Annotated in this window: 13 protein-coding genes; 4 read left to right on the top strand and 9 right to left on the bottom strand. The window is 39.5% G+C overall.

Annotated features, from left to right (window positions below; all coding sequences use genetic code 11):
- Positions 1-107 precede the first annotated feature (107 nt).
- Positions 108-1,319 carry a FecR family protein gene (locus tag G7092_RS01070; RefSeq protein WP_166085331.1) on the bottom strand — a complete coding sequence of 404 codons (1,212 nt, stop codon included), beginning with the start codon at positions 1,317-1,319 and terminating at the stop codon, positions 108-110.
- Positions 1,320-1,414: 95 nt separating this feature from the next.
- Positions 1,415-1,996 carry an RNA polymerase sigma factor gene (locus G7092_RS01065; RefSeq protein WP_166085329.1) on the bottom strand — a complete coding sequence of 194 codons (582 nt, stop codon included), beginning with the start codon at positions 1,994-1,996 and terminating at the stop codon, positions 1,415-1,417.
- Positions 1,997-2,375: 379 nt separating this feature from the next.
- Between G7092_RS01065 and G7092_RS01060 the strand changes: the two genes are divergently transcribed.
- The 4 genes from G7092_RS01060 to G7092_RS01045 all read left to right on the top strand — a co-directional run bounded on the left by G7092_RS01060 (position 2,376) and on the right by G7092_RS01045 (position 6,727).
- Positions 2,376-3,530 (top strand): TauD/TfdA family dioxygenase, encoded by a 1,155-nt coding sequence (locus tag G7092_RS01060; RefSeq protein WP_166085327.1) that lies wholly within the window; start codon positions 2,376-2,378, stop codon positions 3,528-3,530.
- A 62-nt stretch (positions 3,531-3,592) separates the two neighbouring features.
- Positions 3,593-4,756 (top strand): 2-trimethylaminoethylphosphonate dioxygenase, encoded by a 1,164-nt coding sequence (gene tmpA / locus G7092_RS01055; RefSeq protein WP_166085325.1) that lies wholly within the window; start codon positions 3,593-3,595, stop codon positions 4,754-4,756.
- Positions 4,757-4,778: 22 nt separating this feature from the next.
- Positions 4,779-5,351: an HD domain-containing protein gene (locus G7092_RS01050; RefSeq protein ID WP_166085322.1), complete on the top strand. Its 573-nt coding sequence runs from the start codon at positions 4,779-4,781 to the stop codon at positions 5,349-5,351.
- Positions 5,352-5,383: 32 nt separating this feature from the next.
- Positions 5,384-6,727 carry a DUF5690 family protein gene (locus tag G7092_RS01045; protein WP_166085319.1) on the top strand — a complete coding sequence of 448 codons (1,344 nt, stop codon included), beginning with the start codon at positions 5,384-5,386 and terminating at the stop codon, positions 6,725-6,727.
- Between the two features lies 1 nt (position 6,728).
- On the opposite strand, the gene G7092_RS01040 is transcribed toward G7092_RS01045, so the two are convergent.
- From G7092_RS01040 to G7092_RS01010, 7 genes are all read right to left on the bottom strand, one after another.
- Complete coding sequence (locus tag G7092_RS01040; RefSeq protein WP_166085317.1) at positions 6,729-7,424, bottom strand: HAD-IA family hydrolase; 696 nt, start codon at positions 7,422-7,424, stop codon at positions 6,729-6,731.
- Between the two features lie 42 nt (positions 7,425-7,466).
- Positions 7,467-8,561, bottom strand: coding sequence for a zinc-binding dehydrogenase (locus tag G7092_RS01035; RefSeq protein WP_166085315.1), 1,095 nt, complete (start codon positions 8,559-8,561; stop codon positions 7,467-7,469).
- Positions 8,512-9,819: a DUF5690 family protein gene (locus G7092_RS01030; protein ID WP_166085312.1), complete on the bottom strand. Its 1,308-nt coding sequence runs from the start codon at positions 9,817-9,819 to the stop codon at positions 8,512-8,514. The genes G7092_RS01035 and G7092_RS01030 overlap by 50 nt, the downstream gene beginning before the upstream one ends.
- A 162-nt stretch (positions 9,820-9,981) precedes the next feature.
- Positions 9,982-10,530, bottom strand: a complete 549-nt coding sequence (locus tag G7092_RS01025) for a DUF6886 family protein (RefSeq protein ID WP_166085310.1) — start codon at positions 10,528-10,530, stop codon at positions 9,982-9,984.
- 65 nt (positions 10,531-10,595) lie between these two features.
- Positions 10,596-12,275: an amidohydrolase gene (locus G7092_RS01020; protein WP_166085308.1), complete on the bottom strand. Its 1,680-nt coding sequence runs from the start codon at positions 12,273-12,275 to the stop codon at positions 10,596-10,598.
- Positions 12,276-12,294: 19 nt separating this feature from the next.
- The gene (locus tag G7092_RS01015; RefSeq protein WP_166085306.1) at positions 12,295-13,113 is read right to left on the bottom strand and encodes a tyrosine-protein phosphatase; all 819 of its coding nucleotides are present in this window, start codon (positions 13,111-13,113) and stop codon (positions 12,295-12,297) included.
- A gap of 63 nt (positions 13,114-13,176) precedes the next feature.
- Entirely contained in the window at positions 13,177-14,829 is a 1,653-nt protein-coding gene (locus G7092_RS01010) for a SusD/RagB family nutrient-binding outer membrane lipoprotein (protein WP_166085304.1), read from the bottom strand.
- Positions 14,830-14,855 lie beyond the last annotated feature (26 nt).

The following is a 14,855-nucleotide window of genomic DNA, read 5'->3' as shown; positions in this document are numbered from 1 at the left end:
AAGTAAGAAATTGTATTAGCTGCAATGTTTTATTATCTGGCATATGACCAGGGGCGTTGGAGCGCTCCTGGTTAACTTTAACAGATAATTGTTGGTTGAATAATAAGTTAATTCATCACAATTATCCTCCTTCCTTTTATAGCAAAATGAATATTCCCTACACTTTCCAGATGTTGTAATAACTCTTCGACACTTTTTGACCGGTAAAAAGTGCCTCCAAATTTTAAGTCGGTAAAATTCCCCTGGTAGGTAACATCAACATCATACCAGCGTGATACTTTTTTCATAATACCCTGGATATTATCATGATCGAAAATAAAATACCCATTTTTCCAGGCCATTGCATCATCAATATCAGCGGTAGATACAACAATGTTGTTGGAATTCTTATTGATAACTGCCTGCTGACCCGGCGCAAGAATGGAGTGAGTATTGTTCTTGCTTATCTGTACGGATCCTTCCAATAAAGTGGTTTTGATATTCTCATCATCGTTATATGCCTCAACGTTGAAATGAGTTCCTAATACCCGTACCTGTACATTATTAATGTTTACATAAAAGGGTTTATCTTTATTTTTTGCCACTTCAAAATATGCTTCACCTATCAATTTAATCTGACGATCATTGCCAGTAAATGCAACCGGATAATTTAAGGATGAGGCTGCATTTAGCCATACTTTAGTACCATCGGGTAAAACCACCTCATATTCGCCCCCTTTAGGCGTAGTTAATATATTATCCCCGATGGATTGACCATCATTTATCTTTCCGGCACCTGTCGTATTATATACTATTTGTCCGTTACGGATTTTCGATATGTTGCCAGAGTTTGTTTTAGCCAGTACGCCATTGCTTGCATTGGAAAGCAAGATAATTTTGCCATTGGCCATAGTTAAGAACGCTTTGTTAGATCCAGGTACAATTAGCGTTTTACGGGAAGCCATTAATTGGCTTGCGTCTGTTTTAGGTTTATTTTGATGCGAAAAGTATAATACCCCTCCCGTTAACAAAAGGAAACAGGCGGCTGCTATTTGAAGCCATCTGTTTTTGTACAGTTTGACTATAGGAGTTTGATCTTTCTTTACCTGAGATGATTCTTTGAAACGGAAATCAGATTGGATCCGCTGAAAGATTTCACCTGTCTGCTGTTCTCCAAATTGAGGAGATTTTTCCAAATCAACCAGATCAACGGTAACTGCATCAGCAATTTCATCAGTGCCTGCATGATCGATGTAATCTAATAACTCGATACAGTCATCCTCACTTATAAGGCCATTTAAATATTGATGCAACAAGTTGTGCAGCCTTGCTTTATTCATTGTTCTGTTTGTTTATAATTTGCCGGGAACGGCTGGTTTATATATACAGTACAAAATAACTCAAGGGGTAAGTCTAGTCAATATGAAAAAAAAATTTAATGGCGGATGATCATGACCAAAAAGAAAATTAGGTCGGCAGATTTCAGGTGGGTTTTCAGCGTTTTTAATGCCTGAATCATATGATTTCTAACCGTATGTTGTGAAATTTGCAGCCTGTCCGCGATTTCTTTGTAGGATAAACCCTCGTTCCTGCTCAGCTTAAAAACCAATTGTTGCTGCCGGGGAAGCTGATCAATGATCTTTTGGGTAAATATTTTAAGGTCATCTGCAGCCACATGCTCGTCTGTATAGTTATGTTCCAGAATAGTACGCTGAATTAACAACTTCAGGTTATCAGTCGATTTGTAGATCTGTTTTAATGAATTAATTGAAAGTCGTTTGGTGATAACATGTAGATAGGGCCATAAATCTACATCCGGATCCAGTTTGTCTCTGTTTATCCAAAATGTTATAAAAGTCTCCTGAACAATTTCGGCACTCAAATCCGGATCCTTTAGAAATCTATAAGCTAGCTTGTAAATTTTTTCACTATAAACACCATACGCTAATCTAAATGCGGTTTCGTCTCCGGCAATTAATCGTTTAATATCTTCTTTGTATAGGAGCTGATTATACAAGTGGTTGAAAGTTTAAAAATTGGCTGATAAATTTAATAAGTATTTTCAGATTTACAATTACCTGCTTTATAGTTAATTTAATCCATTCGGATAACACAGCGGTGGTACCAGTTTTTAGTTTATCTAATACATTTAGCTGTAATAAATTCACAAAGCCTCAATACTAAAACACACAATATTACTTTAACATTATTCAATAATTAAATAATCATACTTTTCAATCTCTTTTTCTGATATTATTCCTGATTACTCTCCCCTTTTTTATCTTAAGTACATTACTTTTTGTTAACAAATAGGCCCAATACTTAACATAGCGTTAAATATTTGATCATACTGTTTACTCAGTTTTGACCCAGTAAATATTGTTGATCAGCCCATTATGGACAAGTATACTATCGTTAGTTATTCAATTGATAAAACTGGGCTTACCATTTTATGGGGAGATGGGCATACCAGCATCTTTTACTACATCTATTTAAGAGATAACTGCCCTTCTCCATTAAATATTCATCAAAACGGCCAAAGAATAACTGAAACTGCACAACTTGACGCCGATATAAGACCCAGACATATTGATCTTGTACACAACGACATGATAAATATTACCTGGGAACAAGACGGGCATCAGAGTGAGTTCACGGCAAAATGGTTACGGGATCACTGTCTTTCAAAACAGGAAATTGAAAAGCGCGAAATGAAGCACAGACTTTTTGAACCTGTTGAATTATGGAACAGCACCCTCGATATTGGAGTGCCGCAGGCAGAATATCAGCAGGTTATTGAGGATAACTCCTCGCTTACAGTTTGGCTGGAATATGTACGCCGGTATGGGTTTGCGGTTTTAAATAATGTACCTGTTCGACATGGCGCTGTTGCTGAGGTTGCGCGTTTATTTGGTTATGTGCGCGAAACAAACTATGGCCGTATTTATAATGAAAAAACAGTACTTCAGCCCAATAATCTCACTTATACTTCATTGGCATTGAGCCCAAGTACAGATAATCCATATCGCGATCCTGTACCTACGCTTCAATTATTACATTGTTTACATAACCAGGTACAAAGTGGCGACACCATCGTAGTGGATGGCTTTAGGGTAGCTGCAGAGTTCAGAATAAAATATCCTTATCTTTTTGACTTATTAAGTACCGTACCGGTAAACTTCCGTTTCCGGGATAAAGATCACTGGATAGAACGGAAGGCCACTATTATTGGTCTTGATCCGCAAAAAGAAATATCTTCCTTAAGGTTCAATAATAGAGCAATTCAACCTTTTGAGATAGACAACCAGCTCATTATACTGTTTTATAAGGCCTACCAGACCTTTGCGCGTATGCTTGATAATACGGATTTCCAGGTAAAATTTAAAATGACACCCGGGCAGCTTATTATAGTTGATAATGAGCGGATCCTGCATGGCCGCACAAGTTTTGACAGCAAAGAAGGAAAAAGGCACCTTCAGGGCACCTATGCTGACAGGGATGGACTTTTGAGTAAACTACGCATGCTCAAGAAAAAACAAATACGGAATTGATCCAAACAATGCCAAATAACAGATTATCAATTTTAATACCCCAATAATAAAATAGTACGATCATGAGCGCACAAACACCAATCGAAAAAATAGTTGAAACTCCGGGTAACCTGGTGGTTCACTGGGAAAACGGAGAAATATCCAAGTATCCATATCTGTATCTGAGAGACAACTGTCCCTCGCCATCAACTATACATAGCAATGGGCAGAAATTGATTGAAACTTCATGCATCAATGCAGCTATAAGCGCCCAAAACAGCGAACTGCGTAATGGTACGGAGGTACTGATCAATTGGGATACTGAAGATCATACCAGCTTATTTAGTGCACAATGGTTATTTGACCATCGTTTGTCAAAAGCAGCCATTGCCGAACGCCGTCAACAGCATATGGCACATGAACCTGTTGAATTATGGAATGCTACCTTAAATCAGCACCTTCCGGTTGGTGATTATGGAGCCATATCGGTTAGCGATGAAGCTTTGTGCTCATGGCTGGCAAATGTAAGCAGGTATGGTTTTGCGGTTTTGCGTAATGTGCCAGCAGAATTAGGTATGGTAAGCAAGGTGGTGGAATTATTTGGTTATGTACGCGAAACTAATTATGGGAAACTTTTTGATGTTAAAACCACCGTTAATCCTAATAATCTGGCATTTACATCGCTAGGCTTGAGCGCCCATACCGATAACCCCTATCGTAACCCTACACCTACACTGCAATTGCTACATTGCTTACAATCCAGTGCCGTTGGTGGTAATTCTGTAGTGGTTGATGGCTTTAAAGTTATTGCTGATCTGAAAGCGTATTCACCTCAAATGTTCCGCTTGCTGTCAACCACACCGGTAACTTTCCGGTTTGAAAATCAAGATCAGTGGATTGAAAGAACAGATACAATTATTGGTCTTGATGTTTTTGGTGAAGTAAATGCCATTAGGTTTAACAACAGATCTGTACAGGCATTTGAGGTGGATGAAGATAACATGCCTGCATTTTATGCCGCCTACCAGCAACTGGCTAAGATGATTGATGATGAACGTTATTTTGTTCAGTTCAAGATGGAAGCTACTGACCTTTTCATTGTGGATAACGAAAGGGTAATGCATGGTCGCAGTGCTTATGACGGATCTGCCGGTGAGCGTTTCTTACAAGGCACCTATGCCGACAGGGATGGCCTATTAAGCAAACTCTGCGTGTTAAAACGCAAAGTAATATCCCAACTGGTTTAATATTTATATAAACGAATTAGCAATGGAACAACAACGGATATACGATACTGTAGAGCGCATATTTAGCCTATATGAAGCTCATGGAGCACAGGAATATGGCGAACGGGTGAGTATGCTCATGCATATGATGCAATGCGCTCAATTAGCTCAGGCAGCTGGCGAAGACGATGAGATTGTACTGGCTGCATTCTTTCATGATATTGGTCATTTTTTCGAAAATGAGGAAAAAATGGGCATATACGGAACGCAAAATCACGACGACCTGGGCGGTAAATGCCTTATGGATATGGGTTTCCCACAAAGAATGGCCAACCTGGTATCAAGCCATGTTATTGCTAAAAAATACCTCGTTTATGCCGAGCCTGCTTATTATAATGAGCTATCTGAAGCAAGCAAAAAAACACTTGAATTTCAAGGAGGTAAGATGACACCGGAAGAAGCTGCAGAATTTGAAAAGGATCCTCTGGCTCCCATGTATGTTAAAATACGCAAATGGGACGATTTGGGGAAAGATACTGATAAGCCCGTACTTGCCTCAGACATTCAGCAAATGAAGGACATGACCTACAGTTACCTGCTGAAGCTACAGTCATAAACAATCCTGCCACCCGTCAATAAAATAACGCTATGAAAAAAACAAGCCCGATTAAAACTAAGTTCACGCAACTGCCACAGGCCTATACTGCGGTATTATGCGCAATGGCTACGTTTTGTATTTACGTATGTACTTATGCATTTCGTAAAGGTTTCACAGCGGGCACTTATCTGGAATCGCCATTATTGGGGATCGATTTTAAGGTGTGGTTGGTGATGGCACAGGTTGCCGGTTATGCGTTGAGTAAATTCATCGGCATTAAATTTATTTCAGAAATACAACCAAAAGGCAGAGCCAGGGCCATTATTGTTTTATTGCTGATAGCCTGGTTCGCGATGTTTGGTTTTGCCATCATTCCGGCCCCATATAATATCATTTGTCTATTCATTAATGGAATACCTTTAGGACTTATCTGGGGACTAATTTTCACCTACATAGAAGGAAGAAAAAGCGCAGAATTTATTGGCGCTGTTTTATGCACCAGCTTCATTTTCTCATCTGGAGTTATTAAAACCATCGGACGTTTTATGATGGCCCATGGGCACATATCCGAAAAATGGATGCCATTTATGGTAGGGGCTTTATTTGTATTACCCCTTTTGTTTTTTGTTTATCTGCTAGAGCAGGTACCTCCGCCAACGGCAGAGGATATCAAACAAAGAACCAAGCGCTTGCCTATGACAGCCGGAGAACGCAAAGCTTTTGTAAACTATTTTCTGCCCGGCCTGGTCTTTAATATCTCCATTTATGTTTTGCTGACTGTAATGCGCGATTTCAGGGATAATTTTGAGGTAGAGATCTGGTCAGATTTTGGTTATAAAAACAACCCGGCCATCTATAGTCAAGTTGATATCCCCATTTCTATCGTTGTATTGATATTGATGTCGCTCATTATATTAGTAAAGCAAAATTTCAAGGCATTTACACTTGCCCACAGTAGTATAGGTTTTGGATTTTTGCTTATAGGTATTAGTGCATGGGCATTTATTGGCGGAACGATCCATGGCTTGGCTTATATGTATATAGTTACCTTGGGACTGTACCTGGCTTATGTGCCTTATTCTATTATTTTCTTCGAGCGGTTAATCGCCACATTTAAATACAAGAGTAATGTAGGTTTTATGATCTATCTGGCCGATTCTACAGGATACCTGGGCAGCGTTTGTATCTTGCTATTCAAACAATTTGGTCATACCCATTTATCATGGGGTAATTTCTTTGTGCACGGCGCAGGCCTGGTAAGCATTATTGGTATGGCAGGGATAAGCTTGTCCTATATTTACTTTTACAGAAAAAAGATGGAGGCTATACCAAAAACAGTGGGCTCTTCAGTTATACTGAATCAGCCCACTGCACAACTTGGTAATGTTGAATAGCTTATTTCGATATATGATCATCTAAAACAGGCAACAGCTCCAGAAGGTTACCAATTATATAATCTGGCTTAGCTGATTGTAACTGTTCAAATGTATGTGCACCGGTAGTGATACCAATGCTGTAGATACAGCCTGCATTCCTGCCTTCTTCAATGTCAATAATAGAATCACCCACCTTAACAACTTCATTACCGTTTGTAATTCCAAACTGCTGCATTGCAAATAATATCATATCAGGATTAGGCCTGTTTTCAGATACGTCTGTAGCAGTTACCAGACTATCAAATTCAACGCCCTTTTTCCAGCCCAATTTATCAACAAGTGATTGAGCCGTTGCTCTATTGTAGCCAGTGTTAAATACTGTCAGTATTTTCCTTTCTTTTAAGGCCGCAAACAATTCAGCTGCGTTATCCTGTGGTAAAACATTCAATTCAGCATAAGCATCTTTAAGCTGAGCCATGAAATTTGTAAAAATGCTATCGGCAAGTGCCTCATCATCATTTTTGGCATAAACACTTAAAATGCTTTTGATAGCCTGTAATTTTTCTTTACCTGCTCCTTGTGCTAATACTTCATCTAAAGTGAAATTATATCCTGCTTCATTTATGGCTTTTTGCAGCGTTTTATAAACAACATTGTCTTCGTTTACTACTGTACCGGCCATATCAAAAACAACCATTTTAATTGTACTATTCATTGTTATCTAATTAATTGTGAAAAGAAAAAATATAGTGATCATTTAACTTATTTTAATACCCACCCTTACCGGTTTGCTTTCACTGGCATATTTGAAAGCTGCTTCAATATCATTCAGTGAATATTCTTTTTCTATCAAATCTTCAAAAGGATATTTCGAGTAATTATCTTCGATAAACCTGGTAGCATTTACAAAATCATCATAATTATAATTATGCAAGCCACGGATCTGCAATAGTTTACGAACTATTTTTTGTGCATCAACCTGCACCGGCTTTGCCGGAAAAACAGCACCAATCCAAACCGCACATCCTCCAAGCGCTAAGGAATCAATACCTATTTTCATTGCTCCGGGATTTCCGGTCATGTCAAAAACCACATCAGCTTCCGGCCAGGGTAAATCGCCGGCGTGGTCTTCAGTTATGGAGAGATAAGCCTCATCCGCGCCAAATTTACTTCCCCATTGCAACCGGGCTTGATCATTGTCAATTAAACCGATCCATTGAGCTCCTGCTTCTTTACACATAGCTACGCATGACAGCCCAAGTAAGCCAGCACCAAAAACAATCACTCTTTTGTTTTCAATTTGTTCCGCTACACGCAATGCACCCATAACTGTTGAGTGCGCACAACTTATAGTTGCCGCTACTTTAACAGGTACAGAAGAAGAAATTTTAATAAAAGCAGTGTTAGGCTGCAGTACACAATAATCAGCCAGTCCGCCACTGAATATATTATTTTCTGAAGCGAGTGTATGCCCATATTTGTACAAATGATCACTTTTTTGAGGCATATCGGGCCTTGGTGCTTCTATACCTGCAGGCACAGCAAAAATAGACCATGTTATCCTGTCGCCTACTTTTATGGGTTCACCTCTGAAATCATTAACAATATCGGCCTCACTCATGCTCAATATTTCGCCTACAATTTCATGTCCTAAAACTACCTGTGCCGGTTCAATTCTGTGTCCGCAATAGGTATGAATATCACTGCCACACAGCGTTGTATACAGATTTTTAACCAGGATTTCACCATCTTTAAGCTGAGGCACATCCTTTTCAATAAATTCAAACGGGATACCGGTACCGTTAAATATTGCTGCTTTGCCCGATGGAAAGCTGGTTAACTCGTTCTTCATTTGTTTTTAGTTTGGTTTTAAAATATAAGTAACAAAATGTAATGATCAGCACACCAGCTATTCCAAGATAAACGCAGATCTTTAAAAAGATAGATAATATGGAATAATTAGAAGGTACCAGGTATCTCAGGAACATCAAACCAATGTAACCTGTATAGCCAACAGAATCGACTATGTACATTAAAAATCCAACATTTGCCCGCTCCCTGGTGATAGCAATAAGGCGTTCAAATACAACAGCATGAACTGCTACATAGGGCATATAAACACCAAGACCAATCAGTACAATGAAAGGGAATTTACCAAGTCCGCTCTGTAAACCTAATACAGAGGCAAGCAAAACCACAAAGCCTGTTAAACTGGTAAGTAAGGAAAACTGGAAGGCTTTGTAATGATCGGGGATTAAAACAGCAAAACCAGTAATAACGATAACACCTAATAAAACAAACAGCTCCGATTGGGTAAACAAGGCAGGCGTTTGATGATAACCCAAACCTTCCCATAGCTCAACGGCAAAATCTGCTCTTACACTACGCAACAAAGTAACAAACAGATAAATAGCTACAATGGCTATTAAACCTGGCGCGTATTTATTAAAAAAGTACCAACGATCGGTAGCCGTCATTGGGTCCCTTGCCGAACGGGTGTTAACATCGGCAATAGTTGGTCGTGGCACACAGGCCAGCATAGTGATAAACAATAGCAGGGGCAACAAAAATACCAGACCAGCAACAAACGGCATCCAGTTTTCACCAACACCAACCGTTAATAACAAGGCTCCTACCGACTTGGATACGCCATCTGACAAAATAAAACTTGCACAAAGCCCGGCAATCAGAAACTCTGTTTGCTTGCGCCCTTCTAAAAAGCTCAGTACCAAACCAAATATTACCCCTAGTGGAAGACCATTCAATAACATACATGCCAAATTCCAGGGACGTGGTATCATAGCAAAAAACAGCAGCATAACCTCTGCAAATCCAATCAGCGTAAGGATTGCTCCGATGCGTTTTTCTGGCTTAATTTCCGAAACGAATTTGATACCTATCCATTTCGCCAACACATAGCCTATCGTTTGGGCAATGATCATTCCGAACTTATAACTTAAGCCCCATAAACCAACATCGGCAAAAGCTGCCGCCGTATAAGGTTTTCGGTATCCATACATACAAAAATAGGTACCAAATGCCGCGATCAATGACCAGGCGGGATTTGCAAACACTTTTTGCAGACGTTTGGAGTTAGGTTGAAATTGCATTTAAACGATACAAACACTGTTTACCAAAACTAAACAATGTTTAATATTTGTTCACTTACTGCGTATTATATTTGTGTTAACAAATTTTTAATTTTTATTATTACTTAAAAAGCTACCCGGACAGCGCGCAGAAAATAGATTATAAAATTATTCTGTATACAGTTAATGTTGGGCATTACGCATCCTGATAAGCGAGAAATTAAGGCTGGATAAGCTTACAGCCCTCGCAATTTCGGTTAACGAGGGCGCGAAACGTAATTCAATGTTACGGCTAAGTATGGCTGGAATAATATTTACTACCGGCCTTACTGCTAAAGGAATAACCGGCTGATACGATATGTAATAACCTGCACATTCATCTATCAAAGAAAAAGTTTCGGTTGGAAGTTCATAACAAAATAAAGTAGTGGATGCAATAACCTCGTACCAGCTCGATTCTACTATTATCATATGACCTGCAGTTGTATTACCCATAAATTTATCGATATCGGCAGGTGTTGTTTTTTCTGATGCATAATAAGTTACCCTCGGGCAATCCCTAGGAAGTAAATAATTATGTAATAGGTTTTCAGTTATGGCAAAGACCACATCTCCGGTTATTCCGGCAAAATATGAAGGGGAAAGCCTGGGTTTAAATTCGTTTATACCGGCTCGTTCACTTATGTGAAAAAGCCGGTTATTATTTTTTAAAATATCCAGACTCAAATTCATATTCTGTTTTTTTGTTAGGAATGCCCCGGCAATCTACCCCGTCATTATTTAAATTCACCAATAGATTAGCGTTTGTAAACGATCTTACCTCCAACCAAAGTCATATTTACTTTAATATCACGAATTTTATCCGGATTTATAGCTGTAGGATCGGCGTCAAGCACTACCAGATCAGCAAATTGCCCGCTCTGTATTTTTCCCTTTTTGTTTTCCTCAAAAGTAGTATAAGCACCACCATAAGTGTATGCTTTGATGGCGTCTTCCGCATCAATACGTTGATTAGCACCAATAACAACCCCTTCTTTTGTTTTGCGGGTAACAGCGCTTCCAAGCCGTATCATGGCCGGATAAGGAGATATTGGTGCATCTGAATGCAAAGCATAAATAATTCCCATATCCATTGCTGTTTTAGTAGGGTGCAGCATACTTATTCGTTCAGGGCCATAAACCTGCATTTTTTCGCCAAGCTCATACATATAACAATGGAAAACAGGTATGATGCCATCTTTTTTAATATGGTCAAGTATACCCTGGTTGGTAAGGCTGCAATGTTCTATCCGGTGGCGCGGATCGGGGCGCGGATCAATCTTCTGCGCATTTTCAATCGCGGAGATTACCATATCTATCTCCCTGTCGCCATTGGAGTGACAAGCTATCTGCCAGCCGGCATGGTGGATCGTAAAAAACAAACTATCCAAACCAGCCTGACTACGGGCGGGTGGTATACCATAATAATCTTTTTTTCCGGTAATCGGGTTTATCATATCATAAGGCTGATATAGCCAGCAGGTTTTGCCACTTAAGGAATTGCCATGAAAAACCTTGATGGTTGATATCCGCAAATAGTCGGTATTCATCTGTGGTATTTTGCCGCTCAATACCTGATCCAGGTAATCAAACCCTATAATCAGGTTAAAACGCATCGGGAAACCCTCGGCTACAAGCTTACGGTAAACACCCACCTTTTCGGGTGTAGTCCATGCATCACCAATACTGGTTAAGCCACTGGCAAGTACTTTGTTAAAATATAAACGGTAACCGGCCATTTCCTGTTCGGGAGTTGGCTGAGGTGGATATTGAATATTTTTGGAATGGTGCAAATACCCTGCTGCTGCTTCTTTGCAAATACCATCAGGTTTATCAGAACCTTTATATCGTTCAAAAGCTCCACCGGCAGGGTCTTTGGTGCTTTCATCTATACCATTGATATTCATCAAAAAGGAATTAGCAGCCGAAAGATGACCGCTTACATGGCTTATAATGATAGGATGTTCTGTTGAAGCTTTATCCAAACTATCTCTGATGGGTTGACCGCCTAATTGAGTTTCATTATACCCCACACCGCGTATCAGCATTCCTTTTGGCGTAATAGCAGCCTTCCTCTTAAGCAAACTGATCAGGTTTTTCATAGAGCTAACCGTATCAAGCTCCAGTGTAGCATAAGGTTCTTCAAATGCGTAAACGGGCGCCGGATGCTGGTGCACATCATTAAATCCGGGTATAACTGTTTGGCCATTCAGCTGCACAGTTTGTGTATGCGTGCCAATATATTTTTTTATAGCGGCATTGGTACCAACGGCTATTATATTACCGCCCTTAATAGCGACAGCTTGTGAGCGGTCGCCTTTGTGCTGCAGTGTGATAACCTTTCCGTTTAGTAATACCAGATCAGCTTGTTGTGCTTTAAGCCCGGTAACAGCCGATGATAGCAGCAAAAAACAGGTTGTTATATTTCTTATATTCATATTGGTTAAACCAGTTTGCTTATTCTAAAAATTTCTTTTTTAGTAATCCTATCTTTTGATCATCAAGGCCAATTTGCGTTTTTAAGAAATTATCAACAGAGCCATATTGACTGGTTATAGCCTTAAAAGTGGTATCCAGGAATTCTTTTTTTACACCTGCCATATTTTTAGCTACCTCTTCATCAATATGCGCGTATTTTACCATCTGATTTACCATTTTAACGTTATCAGCACGGCGATAGTAATTCGAGGCCAGATAATCATCTACTATCGTGTCATAAGGCACACCCAAACTGTATAACAACAGGGCTGCTCCTATACCCGTACGATCTTTACCTGCGGTGCAATGAAATACCAGGCTATTATCATTTGGCAGTTTAAGCAGTTTATCAAAAAATATTTTATAACGCTCGGCCAAAAATCGGGTATTGCCGTAATACATATTCATCACAGAGTCGCCCTGATTGCCTTTTAGCTTAGTTATAGTTTTTATCCAGTCCATATTATCGCTGCCTGCTGGACTTAGGATATAATCTGTACCCGGGTTAATACGATCAGGTGCCTGTGCCGATTCCTGGGTTCCTCTAAGGTCAACATCATAGGTAATCTTCCGTTCTTTTAAAACAGCCAGATCAGCATCTGTTAATTTACTCATATCGGCGCTACGGTATATTTGTCCCCATTTTACATGATGCCCGTCGGCTGTAGTATATCCGCCCAGATCGCGAAAATTAGAAGCCCCCTGTAAAACGACATGCCTTTTAACACTATCTGCTACTTGCGCCTGCGATACAGATAAAACACCCATGAAGATGATCGATAAAAAATATTTTTTCATGATAATATAAATTGAAAAAGCAGGGGAGCTTGCGTCTCCCCTGCTGCATTTAAAAAATTATTTTTACTTAGTTAACCAGGTATCCTTGCTGATATCGTCGGTACCGCCAAATTGCGATGAAACGGCAGCCTGGTTGTTAGCTGCATTGTAAGTAACCTCATTTTGAGGATATAAAAACCTGCGTGGAATTAAATTATTAGGTGTTCCTATACCTACCCCACCCTGTGCAAAAGCAGGGATCCCGGTTCGGCGATAATTATAATAACCTTCCCATCCGGAGTTGTTATTTAAGGCAACATATTTTTGCGTCAATATTTGTGCAAGGCCATCGGCATTATCACCTTTATATTTTACGGTAGTTAAAAAAGTGGCAACATCGGCGGTAACTGTACCCCAAACATTTCCCTGGGCATTAGTACCCACTTTTACAGGATAATTGATAGTTAGTGCCTTGCCATCAGTTATGCCGTATAAAGCAAGTGATGCATTAATACCATTAGTATACCAGGTAGCCGAGGCTCCACTGATCCATCCGCGGTTTATGGCCTCTGCAATGCTAAAGCACATTTCAGGATAGCCGATAAATACAAATGGCTCCTGGGTTGCACCAGATTTATCTACATAGTAACGATTAAAATTTGAAAAGGAATAGGCATTATTGGTATTATCAGGACCTGCGGATGCTCTTGCTAAAAGATCAGACTGTGCTAAATCAGGATCAGCACCAACATAGGCAGTAAAATCGCTTAAAGATTTACCGGCTGTAATTTGCGCAGGAGCCGGAGATGCTACAACAAATGTTCTCGGATCTTTTGTTGCCGTAGTAATGTTAAGATAGGTAGATCCTACGTTGGCAAAGTTGTTATACGGGTTAAAGCCTAATGTAAATAATGAGTACGGGTTTGATGCCGTGTTAAACTTATAAACCAGGTTATCTACGTTGCCGGTCATAATAGGATATTGGGCCGGGTTATTGATAATCGTTGTAAATTGGGGGATAACATTCAAATCTGCATTATCAACAGCACGTTTGCTTAAGCTGATTAAAACCCTTAGTTTATACGTATTGATTACCTTTTGCCATTGTTGATTTGTTAACCCAAAAATATCTCCGGTTGGGCTCAACAACGCTGATGGTGTTAACTTATAAGTAGGGTTTGGCGACGAATATAAATTATTGATCGTATTATTAGCGCTATCAAGCAATAATAAACAGGCTTTGTAGACATCGTGTTGGGTATCATACTTAGGTGTTAAATTAGTAGTACTGCCGTTTACACTTGAAAACGGGATATCACCTACCCTTTGAGTTAACCAGATTCCCGCGTAAGCTTCAAAAAACTGGCCGATAGCATAATACACGTTTGTTTTACTATTTAGCTGGGTAATTGACTGTTGTTGTAAAGCAAGAGCGTACTTAAAAATATCATAGCTGTCAATTGTATTAGTAAAACCTGTGCTATAATTATTGGTTCCGCGGTAGTAAGCATAGTTCGCTATATCGTACTGATCATATTTATTAGCATCGGCAAAAGGAAATTCGCTTGATTTGATCAGAGTTGCGGTAAGGTGATTTAATAATAAAGGCAGAGGAGTTAATGATCCTGCATTCGCTACGTTTGGGTTATTAACCAGATCGCCTTTCTGGCAACCGGTAAAAGACGCCAGGCCGGTTAATAAAACTAAGGCTGTGGCAATTATTGATCTTATTTTCATAAAAATATCTTTTTATCTAATGAATT

This window comes from Mucilaginibacter inviolabilis (assembly GCF_011089895.1).
GTDB classification, from domain to species: Bacteria; Bacteroidota; Bacteroidia; order Sphingobacteriales; family Sphingobacteriaceae; genus Mucilaginibacter; species Mucilaginibacter inviolabilis.
Note: the sequence above shows the minus strand (reverse complement) of the source record. Positions and strands in the feature narration are given on the sequence as shown.

Excerpts from the sequence above, each read along its gene's own strand:
- G7092_RS01070 (WP_166085331.1), bottom strand. The coding sequence starts at position 1,319 with ATGAATAAAGCAAGGCTGCACAACTTGTTGCATCAATATTTAAATGGC.
- G7092_RS01060 (WP_166085327.1), top strand. The coding sequence starts at position 2,376 with ATGGACAAGTATACTATCGTTAGTTATTCAATTGATAAAACTGGGCTT.
- tmpA (WP_166085325.1), top strand. The coding sequence starts at position 3,593 with ATGAGCGCACAAACACCAATCGAAAAAATAGTTGAAACTCCGGGTAAC.
- G7092_RS01050 (WP_166085322.1), top strand. The coding sequence starts at position 4,779 with ATGGAACAACAACGGATATACGATACTGTAGAGCGCATATTTAGCCTA.
- G7092_RS01045 (WP_166085319.1), top strand. The coding sequence starts at position 5,384 with ATGAAAAAAACAAGCCCGATTAAAACTAAGTTCACGCAACTGCCACAG.
- G7092_RS01040 (WP_166085317.1), bottom strand. The coding sequence starts at position 7,424 with ATGAATAGTACAATTAAAATGGTTGTTTTTGATATGGCCGGTACAGTA.
- G7092_RS01035 (WP_166085315.1), bottom strand. The coding sequence starts at position 8,561 with ATGAAGAACGAGTTAACCAGCTTTCCATCGGGCAAAGCAGCAATATTT.
- G7092_RS01030 (WP_166085312.1), bottom strand. The coding sequence starts at position 9,819 with ATGCAATTTCAACCTAACTCCAAACGTCTGCAAAAAGTGTTTGCAAAT.
- G7092_RS01025 (WP_166085310.1), bottom strand. The coding sequence starts at position 10,530 with ATGAATTTGAGTCTGGATATTTTAAAAAATAATAACCGGCTTTTTCAC.
- G7092_RS01020 (WP_166085308.1), bottom strand. The coding sequence starts at position 12,275 with ATGAATATAAGAAATATAACAACCTGTTTTTTGCTGCTATCATCGGCT.
- G7092_RS01015 (WP_166085306.1), bottom strand. The coding sequence starts at position 13,113 with ATGAAAAAATATTTTTTATCGATCATCTTCATGGGTGTTTTATCTGTA.
- G7092_RS01010 (WP_166085304.1), bottom strand. The coding sequence starts at position 14,829 with ATGAAAATAAGATCAATAATTGCCACAGCCTTAGTTTTATTAACCGGC.